Here is a 23784-nt window from a genome sequence, read left to right as displayed (position 1 = left end):
CCGTCTAGGCCCCTTGCAGGGCGGCTGTGCGCCAGCCGGGGATGAGCCAGGGAACAGGGCCATGAACACCACGTTGCCGACCGGAGCCGATCCCGAAGCTGCGACTCCTGTGGCTGCCACTCCTGTGCCTGCCGATCCCATGCCGCCCAAGCCCGAACTTCAGATGATGGGCCTGCGCAGCGTGCTCATTATCCTCGCCCTCGTTGAAGCCTGGTTCGGCTTTTTCGACGCGCCGGTCCTGTTCGGCGACATGTCGCATATCGGCTCCGGCATCGGCAGCGGCCTGGTCAAGGCGCATCTCGCGGCGCATCCGGTGCTTGCCGTCGCCGCCATCGCGTTCGCATCCCTCGGCTACGTGCGCCATGCGATCATCGCGCTCGGCACCATCATCATCATGTCGTGGCTCAGCGATATGCCGTCAGTGGTGGCGCACGGGCTTGAGTTCAAAAGCGCGTTCAGCGCCGTGGAAACCATCGCGAAGGTCATCGCCTTTCCGCTGATCGCCGCCTGCGCCATCGCCTATGCTGCGCACAACGAACACCTCGGCCGCGCGACGTTCCTTGTCGCCGTCCCGACGCTGTTCAATGTCGTCCTGATTGTGGGGTTCGCGATCGGCGTGATGATTTACGGGTTTTGATCCCCGGCCCTTCGGATGAGGAATACAGGAAAGAAGGCGCATCATTCCGCGGTGTCGTCCCCGCGAAGGCGGGGACCCATAACCACCATCGGGTCTGTTCAGGCGGACGTCAAAGTCCGCATCGCAAAACGCAAGGTCAGGGAGTATGGGTCCCCGCCTTCGCGGGGACGACCGGCGGAGAGATCTGCTCCCCTTGCACTCACCCCGCCCGCACGCTTCAATGGCGCGGGGGAAACCATGACAAAACGCATTCTCAGATTTCCAGCTTTCGCTGCGGTCCTTGCGATGACGGTCGCGGCGCTCGGCAGCACCCCTGCCCGCGCCGACCGCTGCGACGATCTTGCCAAGGATCTCGTCAAGCAGATCCCGGACCTCAAGATCGGCAAGACGGTGGCCGGCGTGATCTATCTCGAGCATCCCGCCGTGACGCAGGCGTCGCTCGGCTGTTCGAGCCGCAACCGCAGCAACGAAGTATTCGCCGCCACCGACAAGAGGAAGCCCACGGAGGCCTACTACGAATTCCTCGGCACCGCGGCGGCGCTGGTGTTCACCATCCCGAAGCCCGACGCGGTCAAGGGCACCAGGCGCTGCGTCAGCCGCACCAACATCGTGCGCGGCTACAATATCGACTCACGCTACCGCAAGCTCGACATCCACTGCACCGTCGCCAAGACCGGCGTGCGGATCACGGTGTCGCGCGAAAAGGGTGTGTGAGAGACAGGCCAATGAACCTATATGATCTTCTAGATTTGTGACGTTTTTAACCCGCGGCTAGCTAGCCACGTATCTAGGTTTGCAAAGTGCATGATCGGCCTTCCAACTATCGCGAAGGCCAGTTCAGCGGCAGTTTTGTCGGGATTTATCACCGTGATGAAATCACTCGTTATCGCGAGCCGACGATAAAGAGAATTCAAATCTAGATCGCTTTGCGTAAAGCCGATCCCCCAGAATATTGTTTCGTTAGGCGTCAAACTTCTCGTTGCTTCAATAATCGTCCTAGCAATTGGATGCTCCGAGTATTGTTTGTTTAGACGAGGCGGAAGAATGCTTGCCGCCAAACTATCATCTGATGTTGGCACCGCTGTTCCATGAATTTCCGGTTCGCCAAACCGGAAGGAATGTTCTTTTTCGTTCACCAAAAGGTTCACAGAACCATGAGGCTTTGCGACCATTACGTCTTTCAAACTAAGGTTTGGAAGATATGAGATCGATTTTCCCGCAGCCGAGACAGCCATCTCAAAAACGGTGTCATAGTTTAGATTGATTACTAAATCTCCGGCATCCAAGAAGGCGCTTACTAGCGTGCCTGCGCGAAGGGGCCGCCACCCTACTCCGTTCTCAAAGAACTGAGTAATCATCGCCGTAGTAATCGGCAACAAGAACCCAAAATGCAACAGATCGTGCCATGCGCTAGGGTGATCATTGAACTGGTTGCGATTGTGCCAGCAAAACTCAAAGAACTGCTCAACGTTGGCTTGGCCTGATTTTTCTAGTTCCAAGAATCGCTGCAAATCATCGCGCCCAGAATCCTCAACAATGACCCCTTTCGATGAAAGGAAAGGACGTAAAAAGGGATGGGGCCGGTATTCCCTCCACATCACCTCAGCAAAATTAGAAACGAGCGGAAATTCAAAGCCGGACGAAGTCCCCGAACGCAGGGACTCCTCTCTCGTAGCTCCCGCTCCGACGATTAGCGCTTTCATCCCTAGATTCTTTAAGACGCGACACACTTAGGGTACCGTGAGCCTATCCGATGCAACAAGCGTTCATTGGAACACCTGCAACATTTCGTGATGGGGATACAAATCCCCGCGCTTCAAACCTCTCTTATGTTCGGCATGTCCCGCCTCACCATTGAGGGGCGGCTCGCGATCGTCACGATACGCGGGGCGGGATGCGGTGGCGCGGCAGCGTCAGGCGCGAGCGAGGGTGGCAGGGCGCGTTCCTTGTACAAAGGGCGCGTGAGTCATCCGAAGCGGACGCAAGACGGACCACGCTGTGCGCGGGATTGCGAAGCGGTAACGCTTGGCATGAACGCGTAACTCCGCGCCGGCCCAAGTCGTGTGGTCCTGCGAAATCCGGTCTGCTCTTTTCGCCTCCGACCGGAGGAGAAAAGTACCGCGGAGACGACGGCGTCAGCCCGAGGGCGTTGCCGGGGAGAGCACGAAGCAAGCCGGAGCACCACCGCGTGCGGAACGCCGGATGTATCCGGCGCAACCGTGGCGACGACACTCGTGTGCTTTCTACTTTTGCACACGAGGCTGCGGATGCGTCGAGCATCCGGCGTTCCGCGCGCCCTCAATTCGAGGGCGGAGGAAACGAGGACTTCGGGCGCCCCCGCGCCGTCATAACAACAGGGGTGATGGCGCGTGGCTGTTTGAAAACTGCATCCGGAAAAAGTGTGAAGCGCGATCACGCAACACCTCAGATGTCGTCCCCGCGAAGGCGGGGACCCATAACCACCGAAAGTTATGGTGACGAAGGAAAGCGTTGTCCCGCACTCTGGATAAATCGATGATTCAGGGAGTATGGGCCCCGCCGGAGCCTGTCATCGGGCCGGCGAAGCCGGACCCGTTGGCGGGGACGACGCGGAGAGAGTGCTCCTCCCCCCGCACTCACACCCGCTTAACCACGCTGACACCCCGTTCAAACCGTCACATTCCCGAATGAACCGGATGGTAACGTCCGGCGACTAAGAGACGGCCTGGCCAAGAGACGCTCAAGTCGCATGGGACGGACAATGCTCAGGGATATTCTGGTGACATCGGACGAGGAAGCGCAGCGCCTGCTGGCCGCGTTCAAGGCCATTCCCAACATGCAGGGACGCCTGAAGATCGTCGAGCTCGCCGAGCGCATGGCGCGCGAGAAATGCGCGGCCCGGTTGAGCGACCGGGCACCGGCGCAGCTGTCGCGCTGAGCGGCATCGTCTCCTCCGCGTTTCACGAAAAGGTGACGGCGCGACAACATAACAACGCCATCGCGAGAGCATTACCTTTTCAATACCGCGCATCACCCGGTTGAGCGATCAGCAACAGGAGTGACCGCTATGTGTGATTATAGCTTGCACGCCGTAGCAAGCCGGCCCGCCAAAGTCGGCGACAAGCTGGTGTCGACAAAATTCCCCATGACCGTAACCCGAGGCTTCGCTGCCGAAGGCGAGCCGAACGTAGCGGTCTGTGTCCTCCCCGGTACCGAACTCTCGTTCGAACGCGAGGTGGATTACGACGGAGGGTTCTTCAGAAAGAGGGCCCGTCACACCGTCGCACGGTTCCGGACCGTCGATCTGGACAATCCGAACCGACACCATGATGCACTGGAGTTTCCCGACGGGCAGCTCATCCTGCTGACCCAGCTTGAACCCGGTCAGCGCGCCACGATTCTGCAGCTGCCCGCGGTCCCGGCCCGTGAGACCGAGCCCGAGAAGGCGGAGATCACGGTTTCGCGCATTGAGTCGCTGATCTATTAGACGCGGCTGATCTACTGGACGCGACGGGCTGAATGACAAGTGATCCGGCGCGATGCTGCAAGCCTCGCGTCGGCACCTTACGCCGCGACGCAGCTCTTCACGTAGACCCGGCGGGCCGGACCGCGCAGCTTCTGGTCGATCGCCTGCTTCAGACATTCGACGCGCGCCTGCGCCACGCACAGCTGCATCTGGTCGCGCGCCTGATACTTGCCGAGATGTTTCTTCGCGGACACCGACTGGCGGCAGGTTTCCCGCTTGCCGACGCGGGTGACCGATTTGCCTTCCGCCGGCACCGCATAGGCGATCTTGGCGCCTTCCGGCGGAGCCGAGGCAATCGCGTTGGGCAGCGGATTCTGGGCGATAGCGATGTAGATCGCGCCTCCGAGCAGGGCTGCATAGATGGCGGGGGTGATGATACGCATCAATCCTCCTGCTTCGCGTGTGAATGAAGAATGAAGCCGGAACAGACAGGGCGAATGCGACAGCATTGCGGCAATACACGCGATTCGGGAACCCCTGCCGGCGCGCACGGTTGACGCTGCAAGCAATATGGCACCGCCGACAGCGCATCCCGGCGAGGCGCATGTGCGCCCCACCCTCGAGGCATCCTCACCGAAAGCCTGGCGCACCTTCGCAAGCGGCACGATCCCGAATAGGGACTGGCGCTGATCCGTATCGACGCTTGACGAGGGTCAGGCCGCGATCACAGTTTCGCCGTGCACCGCGACCTCAACCGCTGGCGGTTGCTGCGGAGCGGGAGTGTCGATCACCTCGGCCTTGAGGATCGCAACGGTGACGAACTGATAGTCACACGCCTTGCACGACCACAAAAACGAAACGCGGTTGCGTTCGTGCTCGGACCAGAGCGGCGCCGCAATCGGCTTGCCGCATTGAGCGCAGGGATGTTTGTTGAGAAGAAACCCAGACTGATAAGGCATGATACGCACCTCCCGTCGCGCAAACTAAAGTCGTATGCGTACCGGTCAAGCGCAATCGTCGCTGCGTCGCGCAACGCAATGCGTCAACGATTCAGACATGTTTTGCGATGAAATTATTCACGTGAACGCACGCATGACGGCATCACACAGCAATCATTTTTCCGGCGGTTCGGCGTATTGCGCGTCGGTCACATGCTCAAGCCAGGTCGCGAAGCTGCCGTTCTCGGATTCCTGCATCGCGAGATGGGTCATCATCGTTGTCGGCGCCGCGCCATGCCAGTGTTTCTCGCCCGGCGGAATCCACACCACATCGCCCGGATGAATCTCGCGCACCGGCTCGCCTTCGGTCTGCACGCGGCCACAGCCCGCCAGCACATAGAGCGTCTGGCCAAGCGGATGAGTGTGCCACGCCGTGCGCGCGCCGGGCTCGAAGGTCACGCGCGTCGCGTTGAGCCGCGCAGGCGCAGGTGTCTCGATCACCGGGTCCTGCCACACCGTGCCGGTGAAATAGGACGCAGGCGCGCGCTTGGTCGGCACGGAGCCGGATGGTGTGATCTTCATGGGAACTCCGGGTGATGGATCGCCGGGACCGGCGTCGAAACAGACGCGCAGTTTACGCCGCAATCCCGCAACCGGGGAGTTTTATTTCAGCGAGGTGATGATGGATCGTCATCCGTCCGTTGCGCGCAGCGTATGCCGCGCAGATGCTATTAGCGCCGGGTCTTGTTGCCCGCGAGGGCTTCGATCATGCGATGAAGCATGCGGTCGATCGCGTTCACGGCACGATCAAAGCGAACCCGCAGGCGCTTGAGGCGAACGCCGCACGAGTGATACACGATCGGCGGCGGATTGCGGCTGATCAGATAGGCGCGATAGTCGTCCTCGGGGAAAGATTCCCGCGTGTCGTCCCGCGACCATGAAGCGGCCATGGCCATCTCCTGAAATCATGACGCGGCCAGCGCCGCGTGATGTTCCGAAGATGAGCCGCGAGGCATAAGAATTCGAGACGGAAAGCCAGCGCCGGATATAAGGACGATGTAAACGCGGCGGTACGAGCTAACCGTCAAGTGCCGGATAGTGGCGGAAGATGCCGTCTTCGTTGAACGGAATGCGGCGGTCGCTTGCCAGATACGCCTTGATGTTCGGCCGCGCCGCCACCCGGTCGCGTAGATCGATCAGGTGCGGCACCTTTCGCTCGAAGCGTTTCATATTGTTCGGAAACGCGTAGCGCAGGCCTTCGACGATCTGGAACAGCGACAGATCCGCATAGCAAAGCCTGCGGCCGTTGAGATACGGCCCGCCGCTGGCGCCGATCAGCCGCTCGAAATAGCCGAGAAACTTCGGAACCCGGTCGCTCCAGAATTCGCTTGAGCGCCGCTTCGCAGCGGGGCGCTGATCTTCGTAATACAGCGATGTCCCAAGCGGGTGATGAGTGTCGTGAACTTCATCCACGAAGTCCGCAATGGTCAATTGAAGCTGATGCACCCACAGGCGCTGCGCTTCGGCTTTCGGCGCGAGGCCATGACGCGGCCCGAGATAAAGCAGGATGTTCGCGGTCTGCCCGATTACGAGTTTGCCGGCCTTCAGAAACGGCGGCGCGAACGGCGGCGTTGCTCCCCGCCCCTTCATCATCGCCATCATCCTGCTCTCGCCGCTTCCGCGCCGCGCAGCATCGACATAATCCGCACCCGCGTCTTCCAGCGCGAGCCGGACATACTCGCCGCGTCCCTGGATCATCGGCCAGTAGTAGAGTTCATACCGCATGGAGACCTCACAAACAGTTTCGGCGCGGAGAGACTCCGCGCCGAATGGTCAACGTCTTCAACCTGGATCAGTTCGACGCGAAGCAATAGAGAAGGCCGTCGCCTCCCGTGCTCTTGAGATCGTTCTGCGAGCAGCCGCCGTCCGGCCCGCGCGAGCCATGCGACGAGTTCCAGGATTTCGATGCATCATCGTCGCGCAATCCGACACGGTCATGATGGCCGACCACTGCCGAGCCCTGCGCGCTGCTCGTCCAGTTCTTGCAGGTCTTGTCGTCGCCAGCCGCAAAGGCCGTCCCGTCGGGCTGCGAGCCGGTGAGGACATCATGACGGTTCGGCGTGTCGCCGCTACCGTTGATGACGTCGCCCTTTTCGCTCAGGACCGACTGCTTGGTCAGCGCGTTCGTGCCGTGAAGATCGGCGACATCCTTGGCGACCACCGCGCCCTTGGCGTTGGTCCAGGGCCCCTTGCCGATCCGGTCACGCGCGTTGACCGCAGGCTGGCCGTCGGCCGCCTGCGTCGAGAGGTACGCGCGCCAGGTCTTCGCACCGGCGCCCGCGGCCTGCGCCAGCGTCTGGCACTGGTTGTCTGCGCCGGCGAGACCGCCGAGGTTTCCGCCATTGCCGATCGGTGTGCTTGTGATGAAAAATGTCATGTTCGCCTGCTGCGCCTGAGCAGGGGCAGCAGCGAGCAGAAGAAGCGGCGCAGCAATCATGTAAAATCTGATCATTCGTCCCTCCCTTGAAGTCTTTTTGAACTATCGGGCGGTGATGCGCCCGCAGGTGTGCAAGATCAACACACAAGGCCGCGACTTATTCCCGGGCGGACCAGCAGCCGGCAAATGAAAAGGCGCCGCGCAAAGCGCGACGCCTTTGTAAAGCTTGAACCGAACTGATGCGATCAGGTCATCTGAATAGCCGACAACTCCCACTGGCTGCCCGGACGACGCACGAACGTCCAGACATCGGTGACTTCCTGCGGAGTATCGCTGCCTTCGACGATCTTGCCGCTGGCGCGCTCGATGGTCTTGTCGATCAGGCCATAGCGCAGCGCCACGGTGGCGTAATCGGTGGCACCTTCGCGCCAGGATTCCGCAAGGTCGCCCTGCAGCAGCTTGATGTCCGACACCTTGTTGATCACACCGCGGTCCTTGTTCGCGTTGAGATCCTCGGTGAAGTACGACACCATTTCCGGCGTGGCCAGCGTATGGAGCTTGCCGATGTCCTCGTTCGACCACGCGGTCTGGACTTCGCCGAGCAGCCGCTCGAACGCATCGTAGTCATCCGGCTTGATTTCGAGCGGCGCGTCGTTCGAACCGCCGCCCAGACCGAAGCCGAAGCCCGATCGTGCGCTGGCCATCGGACCCTGATCCTGCGCAGGAGCCGGGCCGGGTGCGGCCGATGCGTTGGCGTAGGCCGGCGCGTTGCGGCGCTTCCACCACGACATGGCGAGACGCACCACGAGGTAGATCAGGCCAATCTGGAGAACCAGACCGATGATCGACGACAGGCCGCCGAGGCCGCTGAAGAGACCGCCGCCGAACAGCATGCCGAGCAGGCCGGCGCCGAGGAAGCCCGCGGCGAGACCGCCGAGCATGCCCATGCCGGGACGGTTGAAGAAGCCACCGGCTGCGGGAGCTGCCGCCGGAGCCTTCGCGCCGGGCTGGGTCATTGTACGGTTAAGCGGCTGCGCCGCATTGGGCGCGGTCGGCGTGGCGGCCGGCGCGTTGAACGTGCGCGAGCCGCGGCTGCCGCCGCTGCTTGGACGGGCGTCCACCGCCGATGAAATGGCAAGTGCCAGCGGCATGGCGACGGCCATGGCGATAGCGAGCGTTTTGATGACTGAGCGCAAGCGCTGCGACGAAATCATGTCTGTTCCCTCTCGGCCCTCAAGGGGCATTGATCCCCGGCTTAGGGGACAGGTCCATACATGGTCAGCGGCGGGAGAAAGGGAAGCGGATAGGTACGATAGGGCCTGCGGCCCTCAGTCGCGGGGCACGCTCAATCCGGTTGAGGCTATTGGGATCAAACCCTTGTTTTGGCATGATCAATTCCGAAAATTGGTAACCACTTTCGGGATCGCGCCCAATTATGACGGGGCCGTCATGGTTTCCTTCACGGCAGCAACAAGCTGGCTCAGCGTGAACGGCTTGGGCAGGAAGTTGAATTGCTGGCCTTCCGGCAGGCTCTTCTCGAAGGCATCCTCGGCGTAGCCTGACACGAAGATGATTCGCAGGTCCGGATTGCGCTTGCGCATCTCGGTCAGCATGGTCGGACCGTCCATTTCCGGCATCACCACGTCGGACACGACGAGATCGACCGCGCCCTCTTCCCGCTCCAGCGCTTCCAGCGCATCCAGGCCATTCTCCGCCTCAATGACCGTGTATCCGCGCGAGCGCAGGCCGCGTGCATTGAGCGAGCGCAATCCATCCTCGTCCTCGACCAGCAGGATGGTGCCCTGCCCGGTCAGGTCCGGCGCGCGTGCCGGAGTGGGCGCATGAGCGACCGCGCTGATGGCGGCTGCGACTTCCTGAACTTTCTCGACCTCCGGGAAATGCCGGGGCAGGAAAATCCGGAACACCGTGCCGCGTCCCTCAACCGAGTCGACATAGATGAAGCCGCCGGTCTGCTTGACGATACCGTAGACCGTGGACAGGCCGAGGCCGGTTCCCTTGCCGACTTCCTTGGTCGAGAAGAACGGCTCGAAAATCTTGTCGACGATGTCAGCGGGAATGCCGCTGCCGGTGTCGCCGACCTCGATCAGGACATAATCGGCCGCAGGCATGCCCTTGAACTCGCCGCGCTCGGCATCCTTCGCGGACACGTTGGCGGTGCGGATCGTCAGCTTGCCGCCATCTGGCATCGCGTCGCGCGCATTCACCGCGAGATTGACGATCACCTGCTCGAATTGCGACAGATCGGCCTTCACCGGCCACAGGTCGCGGCCGTAGACGAATTCGGGCTTCACTTTCTCGCCCGACAGGCGCTTGAGCAGCACGTTGATGTCCGACAGCACGTCGCCGATGTCGAGCACCTGCGGGCGCAGCGTCTGCTTGCGCGAGAACGCCAGCAGTTGCCGCACCAGCGCCGCCGCGCGGTTGGCGTTCTGCTTGATCTGCATGATGTCCTGGAACGACGGGTCGGTCGGTTTGTGCGCGTTCAGCAGGAAGTCGTTCGCCATCATGATGGCGGACAGCACGTTGTTGAAATCGTGGGCGATGCCGCCGGCGAGTTGTCCCACCGCCTGCATTTTCTGCGACTGCGCGAAGCTGTTCTCGAGCGTGCGCTTTTCGGTGGTGTCGAGCAGGTAGACGATCGCCGCCTCGGCGTCGCGGGCGTCCTGTTCCACCGACGTGACGAAGAACTGGCCCCAGCGCTCCTTGGTGCTGTCCAGCATCGCCTCGACCGGGGGAATGTCGCCCTGCCCGTCGGCGGCCTTGTTGATCGCGGCGATCAGTTCGCCGCGCTCGCGCTCATGAACCACCGCGAAGATCGACTTGCTCGACGTTCCGGCCGGAGAAAGGCTCTGGGTGAGTTTCGCGAAGCGCGCATTGGCGCGCACGACGTTGCCCGCCTTGTCGACGGTCGCGATCGCCATCGGCGTGTGATCGAAGAAGCGCATGAAGCGGACTTCCGCCGCACGCTGCGGGTCGGAGTGATCATCGCGCGCGCGGTTGATCACCAGCGTTCGCGATGCCCCCGGCGCACCGTCGGCGCCGAATGCCAGCTTGTGATAGAGCCGGACCGGCATGGTCTTGCCGTTGCGCATCCGCAGATCGAGGTCGAACACCTCGGTCTTCACCTCACCCGGCTCCGGCACGATCGAGGTCAGCAGCGACGCACCGTCGCCAGACATGATGTCGGCGACCTTGAGGCCGCCGGACCCGATCTCTGCGAGATCGTAGTCCAGCCAGTTGGCAAGCGTGGCGTTGACGTAGACCAGTTCGCCCTTGGCATTCACCGAGAAGAAACCGCACGGCGCATGGTCGAGATACTCGATGGCGTGCTGTAGTTCCTGGAAGACGTCTTCCTGCCGCTCACGGTCGCGGGTGATGTCGGCGACCGACCAGACCGCGAACTTCGCCTGCCGCTTGTCCGCCCCCAGCGGCCGCACGCGCATGCGCAGCCAGCGGCCATGCCCGGCATCCGCGCCGGCAACGCGGACCTCTTCCTGCTGACGCTTGCCCTCGCGGGCGGCCTTGAGCAGGCGGAATACTGCTTCGGAAACATCGGGGTTGCCGATGAAGACGCGTTCGACCGGCCGCACATCGTTGGGACCGGTTGCGCCGGTGAGCGCAAGGTACGCCGTGTTGGCATAGACGATGTGGCCGCGCGGATCGGTCACCGCCAACCCGTCCACCGCATGATCGGCGATCGGCCGCGCGATCGGATCTTCCGCATGACGGTCAGCGAAACGGACGATGCCCGCGGCGAAGGCGAACAGCGTGAACAGCCCGACCATGGCGAGCAGAGCCAGCAGCGCCAGAATGTAGGGCTGAGCCTGGCTGCGGCCGAGGGTCATGAACGCCACCGCCGCAGCGATGATCGCACCTGCCACCAGCAGCACAAGCAGGATGCTGCCGCTGCGCCGCGCCGGTTCATGGACGGTGGCGAAAGAAGAATGAAGCTCGTTGCCCGTGTCGGTTGTCATCGCTGCCTGTTCGCGCGTGTTCCGCAAGGGACGCGCAAGTCATTGTATTCGCAGTTTACCGGCCTCTGAGTGCCTGAATCGGGCATCTAGTGGAGCGGATTTGACATTCGCGACCCACCCAGCCGTAGATTTCGCAACGCGAATGTCAAATCCAAGCTCCACTAGCAAATAATATCTACTAGTGGTCCTTCGATTCTAACATTCGCAAAAATCGCCTGCCCAAACGGGATGCGAATGTTAGAATCGGACCACTAGCGCAAGGCACATTACGACCGTGCCCATGCCCGCGCCAGACCTTGTCAACCGGAGATCACGCATCAGCCAAGGCCTGTGACGCCGTGCCGGAGGCGCATCACGTAACCGATCACCTCGGCGACGGCGTGATAGTGCTCGACCGGAATTTCATCGTCGATCTCGACGCTCGCATGCAGCGCACGGGCCAGCGGCACGTTCTCGACAATCGGAATGTTGTTGGCCGTCGCGATTTCCCTGATCTTGAGGGCGAGCACGTCGACGCCCTTGGCGACGCAGATCGGCGCGGACATGCCGCGCTCGTATTTCAGCGCTACCGCGTAATGCGTCGGGTTGGTGATGATCACCGAAGCCGTCGGAACCGCCGCCATCATGCGCTTCTTCGCGCGCGCATGGCGAATCTGCCGGATGCGTCCCTTGATGTGGGGATCGCCTTCGGACTGCTTGTATTCTTCCTTGATCTCTTCCAGCGACATCTTCTGCCGCTCAAACCACTGCCGGTACTGGAAGAAATAATCGAGCGCGGCCACCACCGCGAGCATCGCCACCACCGTTCCCATCAACTGGACGGAGATCGTTTTGGTGACTGTCAGGATCGCTATCGGGTCGAACCGGACCATGGCATCGAGGCGGTGACGCTCCGGCCATAATATCAGGACCATGACCACGCTGAGCGCGACCACCTTGAACAGACCCTTGAGGAAGTTCGCAGCCGCCTGCTTGCCGAACACGCGTGCGAAGCCCGCCGCCGGCGAGATCTTGCTGAACTTCGGGGTCAGCGGCTCCGTCGAGAACACCAGCCGATGCTGGATCAGGTTACTGCCGACGCCTGCGATCAGCAGCAGCAGAAAAGGAATGCCGAGGACGCCGATCAGCATCAGTTCGATCTGACCGAGCAGCGACAGCAGACCCGGCCCGTCGACGCGAATCTGATGCATGTTCATCAGCAGGTTGCGCATCGGAACCTCGATGCCCTTGCTGATCGATCCCGAGAACGACGTCAGCAGCAGGGTCGACGCCGCGATCACGAACCAGGTGTTGACCTCCTGACTCTTGGCGACATCGCCCTTTTCCAACGCATCGTCGAGACGTTTTTGCGTTGGGTCCTGTGTTTTTGATTCCTTATCGTCGTCTGACATGCCCTGCCCTCAGCGTCGCGGCGCAAGGTCGTGGAGAACGCCGCCGAAGTATTCGAGGTAGGTGCCCATCATGGTGCCGAGAATCGCCGCCAGAATCAGGAAGCCGGCCAGAATCGAAAGCGGCACGCCGACGAAATAGACCTGCATCTGCGGCATCAGCCGCGCCAGCACGCCGAGTCCGAGGTTGAAGACCAGACCGAACACGATGAACGGCGCGGACAACTGGATGCCGATCTTGAACGCCGTCGCGAAAGCGCTGGTGGCCAGCGCCGCCACATCGCCGCTCGACATCAGTTCGCCCGGCGAAAACACCTTGTAGCTCTCGCTTAATGCGGCGATCACGAGGTGATGCATGTCGGTGGCGAACAGCAGCGTGATTCCGAGCAAGGTCAGGAAGTTGGAGAGCAGCGCGCCCTGCTGGCCTTGCGTCGGATCGACCGTAGTGACGAAACCGAGGCCAAGTTGCTGGGCGATGACCGAGCCCGCGACCGACAGCGCCGACAGCGTGACGCGCGCGGTCGCGCCAAGCACCACGCCGATGATGATTTCGTGAACCATCAGCACCAGCAGCGGCGCCATCGATGTCATGCTGACCGTATAGGCGTTGCGATGCAGCGGCAGGATGATCAGTGTCAGCGCCAGCGCGATCCCAAGGCGGACCCGGACCGGGATGTTGGCTTCGCCGAATCCGGGCAGCAGCATCACCATGGAGCCGATGCGGGCGAACACCAGCATGAACGCCGCGGCGAGCGCCGGAAGCAGCGAGATATCGATACGCATGGAAGACTTGCCCCGCGAAGACTTGCCTCGCCCCTGAACGCCGTGTCCCTGAACAAGTCCCTAATCATGCGCTAGCCGCCGATGATTCGCGACGATATCCGCAGCATCTGGCTATGCAGCGCGTCGGCCATGAACGGTAGCGCGAGCACCAATGTGACGAAAATCGCCAGAATCTTCGGCACGAACACCAGTGACTGTTCCTGAATTTGCGTCAGGGCCTGCACCAGCGAGATCACGACACCGACCACGAGGCCGACGATCAAGAGCGGCGACGACACCTTCACGATGGTCCAGATCGCATCGCGCGAGAGGTCGAGAACTTCAGCACCTGTCATTTCAATCCCCTGCCCGCAGGCGCGTATCACGTTGCAAATTTCTCATCCTTCGAGGCTCGCGCTGCTCGCACCTCTGGATGACGCTCTTTCTGTTTCCGTCACCCTGAGGTGCCGTAGCGAAGCGAAGGCCTCGAAGGGCGGCGAAAATCAGATCGGCATCCGCATGATGTCTTCGTAGGACTGGATCACGCGGTCGCGCACCGACACCAGCGTCGATACTGCGACGTCGGTTTCGGCCACCGCCGTCACGACATCCATGACGTTGGCCTTGCCCTGTGCCATCGAGATGGTCTGCGCGTCGGACTTGCGGCCGGCATCCATAACGTTGCCCAGCGTTTCCTTGAGCAGCGTGCCGAACGACACGCCGCCGGTGTCTCCAGTCTTGGCGCCGCCCGCGGCTCCTCCTGCTGAATCCACGATTTTGGCAAGGCTTGCATAGGCATTGGCGGCGACTGATGGCGATGCCATGAGTTAGTTCTCCTTGTCAGGCCTTGAGAATGTCGAGGGTGCGCTGGATCATGCGGCGCGTGGCGGAAATGATGTTGAGGTTGGCTTCGTAGGACCGCTGCGCCTCGCGCATATCGGTCATTTCGACCAGCGAGTTCACGTTGGGATATTTGACGTTGCCGCTGGCATCGGCCACCGGATTGCCCGGCTCGTGCTTGATGCGGAAGTCGGACGTATCCGTCTTGACCTTGCCGAGGCTCACCACGCGCGACTCGATCGTGCGATCGAGTTCTGACGAGAATGTCGGGATCTTGCGGCGATACGGATCGCCGCCCGCGGTCTTCGCCGTCGAATCCGCATTGGCGATGTTTTCCGAAATCACCCGCATCCGGCCGGCCTGCGCGCGCAAGCCAGACGTCGCGATACTCATGGACCTGAGAAAATCGTTGCCGTTGCTCATGCTGTGGCTCCCTTAGGCGCGGTCATGTGTCAGCGCTTTCCGATGGCGGTCTTCAGCAACCCGAGGCTGCGGCTGTAGAGAGCGGTTACTGCCGCATAGTCTCCCTGGTTCGCGGACACCTTCATCATCTCGTCCTCGAGACTGACCGCATTGCCCGCGGGGCGCGTCGCGTAGCCGCCCCGGTTGTGCGAATTGAAGTTGTCGCTGACCCCCGCCCCCTGAATGTGGCCGGCGCTGGTGCGCGTCATGGAGAGCGAGGCCATGTTGCCGGTCACCGGCCCGGTTCCGCTCGAATCGAATTTGGGTGCCACCAGATCGCGCGGCTTGAAGTTCGGCGTGTCCGAGTTCGAAATGTTTTCCGCAAGAACGCGCTGGCGCTCCTGATGCCACTGCATCTTGGTGCGAAGCGCGGACAACATAGGAAGATCGGTGATTGCCATCGGCCTGTTCCGCCCTGAGACCCGAAGCGGCGCTTCAGGTAGGCAGAATTTGCCGTGTGTATGGTTAATAAGGGGTTAAGATCCGCCCTGACCCACTTTCGCCACGAATTGCCTTCAACCGGACAAGTCATTGAAGTTCCGGCACAACAAGTCTTTTGAGCCGCTGAACTTTCTCAGGTAACAGGGTCGCGAACGGCAGCATTTGCCGCCGCGCATTAACGGATCACTCAAACTTCGTTCCCAATTCGTCCCAAGCCGCTTGTTTCGCGGCCAGCGACCTGCGAATCTGGCATAGATGCGAGTGATGTTTGACGGGGACAGGACATGTCGCAAACACTTTGGTTCTTCATAGCCTTCGTCATCGTTCTTGCGCTGATCGGAGTTGCAGCCTGGCTGGTGCGCCGGTTTGGCGGAAGCAGTCTCGGCGGCTCCAGCGCCGGGCGGGGGCGTATGCCCCGGCTTGCCGTCATCGACGCCGCCGCGGTTGATGGCCGCCGCAGGCTGGTGCTGGTCCGGCGCGATAACGTCGAACACCTTCTCATGATCGGCGGCCCGGCTGACCTCGTGGTCGAACCCAACATCGTTCGCGGCATGCCGCAGCAGGCTCCACAACGGGCACCCGCCGGAACCGAGTTGCCGCCTCGTCTGGCGCCTGACACCGGATGGTCCGACAGCGAAGCCGCGCATACCGATCCCTTCGAGCATCGCGAGCCGACGATTCCTGAACTGCCGCGCGCCGCCCGTGGATCTTATTCCGACGATGCGCGCCGGCCGACGCCACCGCTGCCGGATCGCCACAGCCCCGATACGATACCGAGCTTCACGCCGGAGCCGATGATTCGGCCGGAGCCTGCGCTGCGTCCCGAGCCCACTCTGCGATCCGAACCGCGCGCGATTCCCCGCAGCGAACGCACCGAACCGCTGCCGCCCCGGCTGCCGCGCGCGAGTGATACCGCTCCGAAAGCGCCACCGCTGCCACCGCGCCCTCCCGCACGTCCGGCCGAGGCTCCGCTATCGTCTGCAGACCAGAATCTCGCGGATATGGCGCAGCGGCTTGAAGCCGCCCTGCGCCGCCCGGGAGGCGAAATGCGTCTCGACACGCCGACCGGCCCCATCGAACGACCCGGCGCACCGCCGGTCGTGCCTGAGCCGATGGGCAACCGGCCAGTGCCGCGTTCCGAAGGCGCTCCGCGTCCGCCGGCCCCGCCGTCGCCTCCGCCCCCACCGGCGCCTGCTCCGAAGGCCGCGTTCGAGAATCTCGAAGACGAGATGGCCAACCTGCTCGGCCGTCCAAAGCCTCCCGCGTGAGATCGTCGAAATCACCGCGTAGAGTTTTATTTTTTGTCAGTCTCCTCGTCGCCGCCGGATATCTTATCGATCCGGCGAGCGCGCAGGATATCAGCATCAATCTGGGCCAGGGCGGCGGCGGGGTCACCGAGCGCGCGATCCAGCTGATCGCGCTGCTGACGGTGCTGTCGATCGCACCGTCGATCCTGGTCATGATGACCTCGTTCACGCGGATCGTGGTGGTGCTGTCGCTGCTGCGCACCGCGCTCGGCACCGCCACCGCACCGCCGAATTCGGTCATCATCGCGCTGGCGCTGTTCCTGACCGGCTTCGTGATGGGGCCGGTTCTGCAGAAGGCCTATGACGACGGCATCAAGCCGTTGGTTGCGAACCAGATCACCGTCGAGCAGGCGTTCGAGCGCGGCACCGGCCCGTTGCGCGGCTTCATGCAGAAGAATGTCCGCGAGAAGGACCTCAAGCTGTTCATGGACCTGTCCGGCGAGCCGCCCGCGGCCTCGCCCGAGCAGATGTCGCTGCGCATCCTGATTCCCGCTTTCATGATTTCGGAACTGAAGCGGGCGTTCGAGATCGGCTTCCTGCTGTTTCTGCCGTTTCTCATCATCGACCTCGTCGTCGCGTCGGTCCTGATGTCGATGGGCATGATGATGCTGCCGCCGGTAGTCGTGTCGCTGCCGTTCAAGCTGATCTTCTTCGTGCTGGTGGACGGCTGGTCGCTGGTGGCCGGCAGCCTCGTGCAAAGCTACGGCGGCGGATGACGACCTCGCACGCGCCTCACGTCATTGCGAGCGAAGCGAAGCAATCCAGTCTTTGAATGACCTAACGGTGTATGGATTGCTTCGTCGCGATGCTCCTCGCAATGACGATTGCAACATCCTCCAATCAGCGCGCGGCTGCGACCGGTCTCACGCCCTTGATGGCGGGCAGCGCGCCCGTCGGATTCGGGTCGGTCTTGATTTCCGGCGGAAGCTTCGCGCGCGCCATCGCATCGGGGAAGCGGACGCGCATCTCGCGCAGAAAGCCGTCGAGCGTGTCGATGGTTGCCGCCATTTTCGCGATCCGGGCAAAATCCGCGCTGTTCGCCCTCGCCGGCTTCGCGGCGAGATCGAACGCCGCGCGGTCGTTGCCGCCGTCCATCTTCGGATTGTACTTTTCGCGGAATCGCGCGAGGCCGATGGCGTCTTCCGCCAGCGCGTAGCCAATGGCCGCGCGGATGACGTCGCTTTTTTCCGTCGCCGTCAGCGGCTGGAAGTCGCGCCAGCGATCGCCGTAGAGCAATTCGATCTGCTCGGCGGACTCGCGCCAGCGCCGCGACGCCCAGTAGATGTCGGAGCGCAGCCGAACCGCCTCGCGGCCGCTGACATTCGAGATAATGTCGAGCGCCAGATCGTGACGGCCGATATCGGTCTGCGCGCGGGCTTCCAGCAAAAGACGCTGCTGGCGGATTTCGCCGGCCAGATCGGCGATCCGCGTGGTGCGCAGCGCCGCGATGGCGCGCTCCGGCTTGCGGTTCATCAGGTAGACCATCGCCAGCCGGGATGCGACCTGTGCCCGGGCGGAGCCCTCCAGCCGGTGATCGATCTGGTATTGCAGCAGTTGGCTGGCCTGATCGAGCAGATCGATCCCGACGAGACGGTCCGCCAGACGCCGGATCATTTCGTCGCCGCGGCGGCCAATCGGCGTCAGGTCGCGAAATTCGTAAAACATCGCCAGCGCCTCGACCGGCGGAATGTCGTCGCCCTTGGCGCCGTTGTAGATTTGCTCAAACAGCACCGACGCGTCGTCCTGCATCTTGCGTGATGTTTCGGAGTTCGGCTCCAGTTGACTCGCACGGTACACCGCCGCGAAGGTTTCGGGATAGCGCGCTTTCGCGGCATAGAGCCGGGTCAGCATGCCAAGCGTTTTGACCTCGGTGGAATCGCCGCGCCATGTCGCCGCAAGAACTTCGAGATCGCGCTGGGCGTCGTCGTCGGTGATTTCCTCGCGCTTCTGGCGCAGGGCAATCTCGCGGACCTTGGCTTCGGAGGCTGCGGGGCGATCTTCCGATCCGGCAGCCGCCGCGAACGCGGCCAGCGCATCCTGATCGCGCCCCAGCGCTTCGGCCAGGCGGCCGCGCAGCACAGCTATCGACGCCGCCTGATCGGGGCCAACACCGAGAACATCGAGATCGTTGCTACGCACCGTCGCACCGGGATAATCCCTCACCTCCAGCGATGCCCGAAATGCCTCAGCGACAACAATGCGCTGCAGATCAACCGGCAGGGCGGTAATCGCGAACTCGACATTCTTGAATTTCTCGCGCGCCTCCGCCCACTTCTGCAGCCGCGCCAGTGCGAGCGCTTTCCAGAGCTGGGAATCGATGTTGACGGCAACGGCGGGATTGGCGAGATCGGCGAGCGCAAGCTCGGAGCGGCCGGCGAGGGTGCTGGCGACCGCATGAACCGTCAACGCCGCCGCATCCTCCTCGCCGGGTTTGACCTCGGCAAGGGCCAGATCGAGAATTCCTTTCGCCTCGACGCTCATGCCGCGCGCCAGATAAAATCGCGCGAGATCGACATGCGCGGGCATGCGCGCAGCACCCGTCGCCATCGACGCGGCGGTCAGCAGCTTGTTGCGGGTGGGAATGAACTCCGCATTCTGAAAGGTGCGCCACTCCGTGACATCGAACACCGGACGAACCACTGATGTGGCGCGATCCGGCGCAGTCATTGCCGTCGATAGCGTCAAGCCACCGGGCCGAGACAGGATCAGTGTGTCGGATGCAACTCCGGCGGTCAGATCATCCGATTTTTGCTGGACGACGATGCCGTGGATGGATTCGAGCAGCGCGAATTCCACAAAGTCCTGGCGCTTCATGAACCCGCGCGCCGGTCCGCCGGCGGTCATCACCAGCAGCTGGTCGCCGGCGTCGGGATCGTTGAAACGATGTATCTGTCCCGGCTTCGCAAGGCTGACGCCGACACTGGCACGGCTGGGATCGGCCATGTTGCGCGTCGCGGCCAGCGGCTGCGGCGGCGACTGCGCCTTGTCGGCAAGGATGAGGATCCACGCCCGCTCGTCGCCGATCATGGTTGCAAGCTGCGGACGGTTCAGCCGGATCCGGAGAGCGCGGCCCTTTGGCAGATCGAGCGGGGTCGCATCGGCCACGACCCACGCGCCCTCGCGCTTAATCGCGCTGGCGTCGATCGGCTGATCGGTGTCGAACACCAGCCAGATCGAATCCGACCGGCGAAACACCGCGGCAGGCGTCGGACTCGTGAATGGAAATGTCAGGCGGAAGTCGTCGCTGGTGAGCCGTGCATCCACGGTCACGCCTGCTGCTGGCGTCATCGCAGGGAGGTCGGTGGGCGGCACTTTCGCTGGTGCAGACGGCGGGGTCTTCATTGGCAAGTCGGTCACCGCGGCCATGGCGGGAGCAGCCGGTAGTAGCGTCGCGATCCCCGGCTTGGCGGGCGCAGCCTCCGTTCTTACATCAGCCGCAACAGCGGATGGATTGTTATCCGGCAGCTTGACGTCTGACGTTTTGACCTCATGCGATTTGATCTCAGGAGATTTCGCATCAGATGATTTGACGTGAGACGGCTTTATGGTTGCCGGCTCGGCGTCCTGTGCCGTCTGCTGCGAGATCTGCTCGGACGTCGGCGGCACGATTTCGACGGCCTTGTCGGCAGGCGTCGAGAGAGCCTTCGGAAGCGACCTGGCCGCTTTCGATTTTTGCCCCTGCTCGAACGCAACGTCGACGACGTAGTTCTTGTCCTCGCGGAAGGCGTGGACATCGGCCTCGCCGATCATCGCGATGTCGATGCGCGATGTCTCGCCCTCGATCTTCTGGTTGATCGTGTGAATGTTCGCAGGCATCGCGATCTTGGCATCCGCGAGGTCGAACATCAGCGGCGAGGTGAACGACAGCGTAAATTTGTCGGCGGCCAGTGACGACGACACACTGACGCCGTCCGGCATTTCAAAAACAAAACGGACAAAGGTCGGCTGGACCGACGCCCGCACCCGGACCGGCGGCCGCTTCTTGGCTTCTTCCGCCATCCGCTGAATCCGCAGCGCCCGCTCAGCCGCGATCGCACGTTCGGACAATTCCTTGACGACCTCGGCAGGCAATGCGGGCGGGAGTCCGGTCCACTTCTCTGGCAGAAGATCGATAAACACCCGCTCACCCGCGGTCATCACGTTGACGCGCACCTTCTGCGTCAACGCCATGCGGATGGCGGTGCCATCCGGATCGCGCCGAACCGATCCGACATAGGCCGGGACCGACTCGGCAAGCAGGTCGATCGGAACGGCGACCGGCTTACTAAACTGGATCACCAGAATCGCGCCCGCGACGGTCACCTCGGTCGGGACATCTTCCTGAAACTGCAGAACCATGCGCGCGTAACCGGATTGCGCCGTCAGCGTGGCTTCACCCCTGACCGGTTCTGCGCGCGCGTTTGTCCCAACAGAAAGGCATGACAACGCGACAGCCAGCGCAAGCGCCGGCGGCTGCAGGCCACGGCAGAGCCTGTCCGCGAAAGACCGGGCCCTCGCCCCGGACTTCCGGGCGGCCTTGAACGTGAGGGCGGCCTTGCAGGACATTCCCAAATCTTTCTCGCCGGGTCTTTCTTGCCGGATGTTCTCGGCTCTCTGTTGTTCCGGAAACCTGTGGCTCAGACGTGCAATTCGAATCTAGAATTCGCCTGTTAAGGAGCTGTTAATCACCCGCCTCAATTGCGAACCTGCTGCGGCCTGCCCTCGATCTTCGGCAAATCGCTGGCGGACGCCGATCTGTCTCCCGTTGAGCGGCGCGCCATCTCGACCGTCAACCGTTCGGCCGCCTCCGGCTGCATCTGCCCCATGATGTCGGACATCTTGCGCGGTGCGATCTGCGAGGCGATCTCGAACAGCACCGACAGTTCGAGCCGGTCGAAGACCTTGGCCGCGTCCTTTGGCTTCATGGATTCGTACATCGTCACGAGTCCCTTGAAGCGCGCCGCTTCCTGTTCCTGCTTCTGCTGCCCGGCGACGGAGACCCGCGCCTCGGTCGCCTTCATTTCCTCGATCTTGCCTTCGATCCGCTTTTCGGCGGACTTCATCAGGCTTTCACGAATGTCGATTTCGCGCGCGCGGGTTTCGATCTCCTGACGCCGCGCCTGCAGACTCTCAAGCACCGCGCGTTCCGACGCCGAGATGGGGCGGTTGGGATCTGGATAGACCACGTTCTCGGGCGGCGGCGGCAAGGCTTCCGGAGCTGCAACGACCGGCTTCTCCTCTTTCTTCGCCGCGACCGAGCCGGTGATGTCCGCTGAATCGATCGTCTTGCCGGACGACGGAAAGTTGAACGTCTCCTGCGCCCAGGATTTTGGCTTCGGTGTATCGTTGAGGATGTATCCGCCGTCGAGAAGAAGGCCCGACACCTTGAGCACGACCAGGCAGCAGGTCGCGATCAGAAGTATCGGGATGAGACGGATATCGCGGAGAAGCGTTTTCATGCAGCGAGACCGGTTGCCCTTCGCCGCTCGGAAAAGGCCTGCGCGGCCGCAAGCAACGCCTTGGCGTTCGACATGTTTTGCGCCGATGGGTTCTGCGCCGGAGCGGCCTGCTCTGCGGCAACAGTCGCAGCGGGGGCCTCCACGTCAGCGCCGGCTGGCCGTGCCGCGAGCGCGATCTGCGTCAGGCGATTGAGGATCGTTTCGCCCGCGGTCACCTGCTTGGCGAGTTTCGCGGACAATGTCGTGCCCGCCGCCAGTTGCGCGCCGAGGTTCTCGTCGCACTCGCGCACGGTCACCTTCAGGCCGCCGATGGCGCGTTCGGCGATTTCCGTTGCCGTGATCAGCTCGGCGATCATCGCGCGCATCGAATGCTCGTCGGCCTTGAGCCGCTTGAGACGGCGATTCAGCAGCGTGCAGTAACCGATTGTCACCAGAAGCAGAACCGCAACCAGGCTCTCGATCACAAGTCCGAATGAATGACTCATTGTGCCTCCATCAGTTTGGTTTGCTCATCTTGCTTCTCGAACATCGCGTAGGACGTATGGGGCTTGCGCAGCGGCTTGGTGACGCGAATGGCGACCCGGTCGCCGACCCGTCCCATCCGCCCTTCGCTGAGCGGCACGTCGCCGCATCGCACCGTGACCAGTGCGTCGGGCCGCACGTTGAGCGGCAAGGTATCGCCGACCTTCAGCGTCATCAGTTGCTTGAGCGGAATGTTGGCCTCATAGAGCACCGCATCGACCGCGATTTCGGCCTGCGCGATCTCGGTCGCGAGATGGCCTTCCCAGATCGGATCGCGGCCGAACTTTTCACCCATGAACATCTGCAACAGCACGTCGCGGATCGGTTCGATGGTGGCATAAGGCAGCAGCAGTTCGATGTTGCCGCCGCGGTCTTCCATGTCGATCCGCAGACGGACCAGAATGGCGGCGTTGGCGGGACGGCTGATGGCGGCAAAGCGCGGATTGGTCTCAAGCCGGTCGATCGTGAAAGTCACCGGCGACAGCGGCCGGAAGGCCTGCTCGGCATCCGCAAGCACGACTTCAACGAGGCGCTTGACGAGATTGGTTTCGATCGTGGTGTAGGGCCGGCCTTCGATACGCAGCGATGGCTGGCCGCGGCGGCCGCCGAGCAGCACGTCGATGATCGAATAGATCAGGCTCGAATCGACTGTGAACAGGCCGAAGTTTTCCCACTCCTCGGCCTTGAACACGGACAGAACGCAGGGCAGCGGGATCGAATTGAGATAGTCGCCGAAGCGCACCGAGGTGATGCGATCCAGCGAGACTTCGACGTTGTCCGAGGTGAAATTGCGCAGGCTCGTCGTCATCAGCCGCACCAGACGGTCGAACACGATTTCGAGCATCGGAAGGCGTTCATACGACACCATCGCGGAATCGATGATGGCGCGGATGCCGGAATTCTCGTCGATGTTGAGTTCACCGTCGCTGAAACCGAGCAGGTTGTCGATTTCTTCCTGCGATAGGACCCGCTCGCCGCCGGCCTTGCCGATTTCGAGGCTGCGGCTGCCGTCGTCGACCATCGCGGCCCACTGCTCGGCCATGGTCTCGGTCAGCGTATTCGCTTCCGCCTCAGCCGCTGCCGCGGCCGGATCTTCGGAATCGAGCGCACCTTCCCATTCGGCGGCTAGCGCATCCTGATCGACGTCATTATCACCCGGAGACATGCTTCAA

Annotated in this window: 25 protein-coding genes; 6 read left to right on the top strand and 19 right to left on the bottom strand. The window is 62.4% G+C overall.

All coding sequences use genetic code 11. The annotated features are described in order from the left end of the window. The first annotated feature begins 61 nt into the window (after positions 1–61). Entirely contained in the window at positions 62–637 is a 576-nt protein-coding gene (locus YH63_RS14225; RefSeq protein WP_046827031.1) for a hypothetical protein, read from the top strand. 237 nt (positions 638–874) lie between these two features. Then, positions 875–1351, top strand: a complete 477-nt coding sequence (locus tag YH63_RS14220) for a hypothetical protein (RefSeq protein ID WP_046827032.1) — start codon at positions 875–877, stop codon at positions 1349–1351. A 29-nt stretch (positions 1352–1380) separates the two neighbouring features. Here YH63_RS14220 and YH63_RS14215 read toward each other — a convergent pair whose 3' ends face one another. Next, entirely contained in the window at positions 1381–2340 is a 960-nt protein-coding gene (locus tag YH63_RS14215) for a hypothetical protein (protein WP_046827033.1), read from the bottom strand. Between the two features lie 1037 nt (positions 2341–3377). Here YH63_RS14215 and YH63_RS21640 point away from each other — a divergent pair. Further along, positions 3378–3554, top strand: a complete 177-nt coding sequence (locus tag YH63_RS21640) for a hypothetical protein (RefSeq protein ID WP_170978693.1) — start codon at positions 3378–3380, stop codon at positions 3552–3554. A 129-nt stretch (positions 3555–3683) separates the two neighbouring features. After that, a complete protein-coding gene (locus tag YH63_RS14210; protein ID WP_046827035.1) occupies positions 3684–4103 on the top strand; it encodes a hypothetical protein in 420 nt (139 codons plus the stop codon). A gap of 77 nt (positions 4104–4180) precedes the next feature. On the opposite strand, the gene YH63_RS14205 is transcribed toward YH63_RS14210, so the two are convergent. From YH63_RS14205 to flgB, 14 genes are all read right to left on the bottom strand, one after another. Further along, on the bottom strand, positions 4181–4525 hold the full coding sequence (locus YH63_RS14205) for a hypothetical protein (RefSeq protein ID WP_046829504.1): 345 nt from the start codon (positions 4523–4525) through the stop codon (positions 4181–4183). A 270-nt stretch (positions 4526–4795) separates the two neighbouring features. Then, complete coding sequence (locus tag YH63_RS14200; RefSeq protein WP_046827036.1) at positions 4796–5041, bottom strand: hypothetical protein; 246 nt, start codon at positions 5039–5041, stop codon at positions 4796–4798. Positions 5042–5194: 153 nt separating this feature from the next. Beyond that, entirely contained in the window at positions 5195–5602 is a 408-nt protein-coding gene (locus YH63_RS14195) for a (R)-mandelonitrile lyase (protein WP_046827037.1), read from the bottom strand. Positions 5603–5751: 149 nt separating this feature from the next. Further along, entirely contained in the window at positions 5752–5970 is a 219-nt protein-coding gene (locus YH63_RS14190) for a hypothetical protein (RefSeq protein ID WP_246658057.1), read from the bottom strand. Between the two features lie 127 nt (positions 5971–6097). Continuing rightward, positions 6098–6805 (bottom strand): glutathione S-transferase, encoded by a 708-nt coding sequence (locus YH63_RS14185; RefSeq protein ID WP_046827038.1) that lies wholly within the window; start codon positions 6803–6805, stop codon positions 6098–6100. Positions 6806–6872: 67 nt separating this feature from the next. Continuing rightward, positions 6873–7532, bottom strand: a complete 660-nt coding sequence (locus YH63_RS14180; protein WP_046827039.1) for a lectin — start codon at positions 7530–7532, stop codon at positions 6873–6875. A gap of 170 nt (positions 7533–7702) precedes the next feature. After that, on the bottom strand, positions 7703–8671 hold the full coding sequence (locus YH63_RS14175) for a Tim44 domain-containing protein (RefSeq protein ID WP_083992553.1): 969 nt from the start codon (positions 8669–8671) through the stop codon (positions 7703–7705). A 219-nt stretch (positions 8672–8890) separates the two neighbouring features. Continuing rightward, a complete protein-coding gene (cckA, locus tag YH63_RS14170; protein ID WP_046829505.1) occupies positions 8891–11452 on the bottom strand; it encodes a cell cycle histidine kinase CckA in 2562 nt (853 codons plus the stop codon). A 317-nt stretch (positions 11453–11769) separates the two neighbouring features. Then, positions 11770–12843, bottom strand: a complete 1074-nt coding sequence (flhB, locus tag YH63_RS14165; protein WP_046827041.1) for a flagellar biosynthesis protein FlhB — start codon at positions 12841–12843, stop codon at positions 11770–11772. A 9-nt stretch (positions 12844–12852) separates the two neighbouring features. Beyond that, a complete protein-coding gene (fliR, locus tag YH63_RS14160) occupies positions 12853–13623 on the bottom strand; it encodes a flagellar biosynthetic protein FliR (RefSeq protein ID WP_046827042.1) in 771 nt (256 codons plus the stop codon). A gap of 71 nt (positions 13624–13694) precedes the next feature. Continuing rightward, on the bottom strand, positions 13695–13958 hold the full coding sequence (fliQ, locus tag YH63_RS14155; RefSeq protein WP_046827043.1) for a flagellar biosynthesis protein FliQ: 264 nt from the start codon (positions 13956–13958) through the stop codon (positions 13695–13697). A gap of 147 nt (positions 13959–14105) precedes the next feature. Next, on the bottom strand, positions 14106–14426 hold the full coding sequence (fliE, locus tag YH63_RS14150; protein ID WP_046827044.1) for a flagellar hook-basal body complex protein FliE: 321 nt from the start codon (positions 14424–14426) through the stop codon (positions 14106–14108). Positions 14427–14442: 16 nt separating this feature from the next. Beyond that, positions 14443–14865 (bottom strand): flagellar basal body rod protein FlgC, encoded by a 423-nt coding sequence (gene flgC, locus YH63_RS14145; RefSeq protein WP_046827045.1) that lies wholly within the window; start codon positions 14863–14865, stop codon positions 14443–14445. A 29-nt stretch (positions 14866–14894) separates the two neighbouring features. After that, a complete protein-coding gene (flgB, locus tag YH63_RS14140; RefSeq protein WP_046827046.1) occupies positions 14895–15305 on the bottom strand; it encodes a flagellar basal body rod protein FlgB in 411 nt (136 codons plus the stop codon). A 324-nt stretch (positions 15306–15629) separates the two neighbouring features. On the opposite strand from flgB, the gene YH63_RS14135 reads away from it, so the two are divergent. Further along, positions 15630–16613: a flagellar biosynthetic protein FliO gene (locus tag YH63_RS14135; RefSeq protein WP_046827047.1), complete on the top strand. Its 984-nt coding sequence runs from the start codon at positions 15630–15632 to the stop codon at positions 16611–16613. Then, complete coding sequence (gene fliP / locus YH63_RS14130) at positions 16610–17368, top strand: flagellar type III secretion system pore protein FliP (RefSeq protein WP_046827048.1); 759 nt, start codon at positions 16610–16612, stop codon at positions 17366–17368. The genes YH63_RS14135 and fliP overlap by 4 nt, the downstream gene beginning before the upstream one ends. Before the next feature lie 124 nt (positions 17369–17492). On the opposite strand, the gene YH63_RS14125 is transcribed toward fliP, so the two are convergent. From YH63_RS14125 to fliM, 4 genes are all read right to left on the bottom strand, one after another. Beyond that, positions 17493–21197: a hypothetical protein gene (locus YH63_RS14125; RefSeq protein ID WP_046827049.1), complete on the bottom strand. Its 3705-nt coding sequence runs from the start codon at positions 21195–21197 to the stop codon at positions 17493–17495. Positions 21198–21325: 128 nt separating this feature from the next. Then, positions 21326–22090, bottom strand: a complete 765-nt coding sequence (locus YH63_RS14120) for a MotE family protein (protein ID WP_046827050.1) — start codon at positions 22088–22090, stop codon at positions 21326–21328. Next, a complete protein-coding gene (locus tag YH63_RS14115) occupies positions 22087–22575 on the bottom strand; it encodes a DUF6468 domain-containing protein (protein ID WP_046827051.1) in 489 nt (162 codons plus the stop codon). The genes YH63_RS14120 and YH63_RS14115 overlap by 4 nt, the downstream gene beginning before the upstream one ends. Further along, positions 22572–23777 (bottom strand): flagellar motor switch protein FliM, encoded by a 1206-nt coding sequence (gene fliM / locus YH63_RS14110; RefSeq protein WP_046827052.1) that lies wholly within the window; start codon positions 23775–23777, stop codon positions 22572–22574. The genes YH63_RS14115 and fliM overlap by 4 nt, the downstream gene beginning before the upstream one ends. Positions 23778–23784: the final 7 nt, after the last annotated feature.

Origin of the sequence: Afipia massiliensis, assembly GCF_001006325.2 — a bacterium.
GTDB classification, from domain to species: domain Bacteria; phylum Pseudomonadota; class Alphaproteobacteria; order Rhizobiales; family Xanthobacteraceae; genus Afipia; species Afipia massiliensis_A.
This window is presented reverse-complemented; position numbering and strand designations above follow the sequence as displayed.

Coding starts and splice junctions, on each gene's coding strand:
- YH63_RS14200 (WP_046827036.1), bottom strand. CDS start 5,041: ATGCCTTATCAGTCTGGGTTTCTTCTCAACAAACATCCCTGCGCTCAA.
- YH63_RS14220 (WP_046827032.1), top strand. CDS start 875: ATGACAAAACGCATTCTCAGATTTCCAGCTTTCGCTGCGGTCCTTGCG.
- YH63_RS14180 (WP_046827039.1), bottom strand. CDS start 7,532: ATGATCAGATTTTACATGATTGCTGCGCCGCTTCTTCTGCTCGCTGCT.
- YH63_RS14120 (WP_046827050.1), bottom strand. CDS start 22,090: ATGAAAACGCTTCTCCGCGATATCCGTCTCATCCCGATACTTCTGATC.
- YH63_RS14175 (WP_083992553.1), bottom strand. CDS start 8,671: ATGATTTCGTCGCAGCGCTTGCGCTCAGTCATCAAAACGCTCGCTATC.
- YH63_RS14135 (WP_046827047.1), top strand. CDS start 15,630: ATGTCGCAAACACTTTGGTTCTTCATAGCCTTCGTCATCGTTCTTGCG.
- YH63_RS14185 (WP_046827038.1), bottom strand. CDS start 6,805: ATGCGGTATGAACTCTACTACTGGCCGATGATCCAGGGACGCGGCGAG.
- fliR (WP_046827042.1), bottom strand. CDS start 13,623: ATGCGTATCGATATCTCGCTGCTTCCGGCGCTCGCCGCGGCGTTCATG.
- YH63_RS14225 (WP_046827031.1), top strand. CDS start 62: ATGAACACCACGTTGCCGACCGGAGCCGATCCCGAAGCTGCGACTCCT.
- YH63_RS14125 (WP_046827049.1), bottom strand. CDS start 21,197: ATGTCCTGCAAGGCCGCCCTCACGTTCAAGGCCGCCCGGAAGTCCGGG.
- YH63_RS14205 (WP_046829504.1), bottom strand. CDS start 4,525: ATGCGTATCATCACCCCCGCCATCTATGCAGCCCTGCTCGGAGGCGCG.
- YH63_RS21640 (WP_170978693.1), top strand. CDS start 3,378: ATGCTCAGGGATATTCTGGTGACATCGGACGAGGAAGCGCAGCGCCTG.
- flgC (WP_046827045.1), bottom strand. CDS start 14,865: ATGAGCAACGGCAACGATTTTCTCAGGTCCATGAGTATCGCGACGTCT.
- cckA (WP_046829505.1), bottom strand. CDS start 11,452: ATGACAACCGACACGGGCAACGAGCTTCATTCTTCTTTCGCCACCGTC.
- YH63_RS14190 (WP_246658057.1), bottom strand. CDS start 5,970: ATGGCCGCTTCATGGTCGCGGGACGACACGCGGGAATCTTTCCCCGAG.
- fliM (WP_046827052.1), bottom strand. CDS start 23,777: ATGTCTCCGGGTGATAATGACGTCGATCAGGATGCGCTAGCCGCCGAA.
- flhB (WP_046827041.1), bottom strand. CDS start 12,843: ATGTCAGACGACGATAAGGAATCAAAAACACAGGACCCAACGCAAAAA.
- fliQ (WP_046827043.1), bottom strand. CDS start 13,958: ATGACAGGTGCTGAAGTTCTCGACCTCTCGCGCGATGCGATCTGGACC.
- YH63_RS14195 (WP_046827037.1), bottom strand. CDS start 5,602: ATGAAGATCACACCATCCGGCTCCGTGCCGACCAAGCGCGCGCCTGCG.
- YH63_RS14115 (WP_046827051.1), bottom strand. CDS start 22,575: ATGAGTCATTCATTCGGACTTGTGATCGAGAGCCTGGTTGCGGTTCTG.
- YH63_RS14210 (WP_046827035.1), top strand. CDS start 3,684: ATGTGTGATTATAGCTTGCACGCCGTAGCAAGCCGGCCCGCCAAAGTC.
- fliE (WP_046827044.1), bottom strand. CDS start 14,426: ATGGCATCGCCATCAGTCGCCGCCAATGCCTATGCAAGCCTTGCCAAA.
- flgB (WP_046827046.1), bottom strand. CDS start 15,305: ATGGCAATCACCGATCTTCCTATGTTGTCCGCGCTTCGCACCAAGATG.
- YH63_RS14215 (WP_046827033.1), bottom strand. CDS start 2,340: ATGAAAGCGCTAATCGTCGGAGCGGGAGCTACGAGAGAGGAGTCCCTG.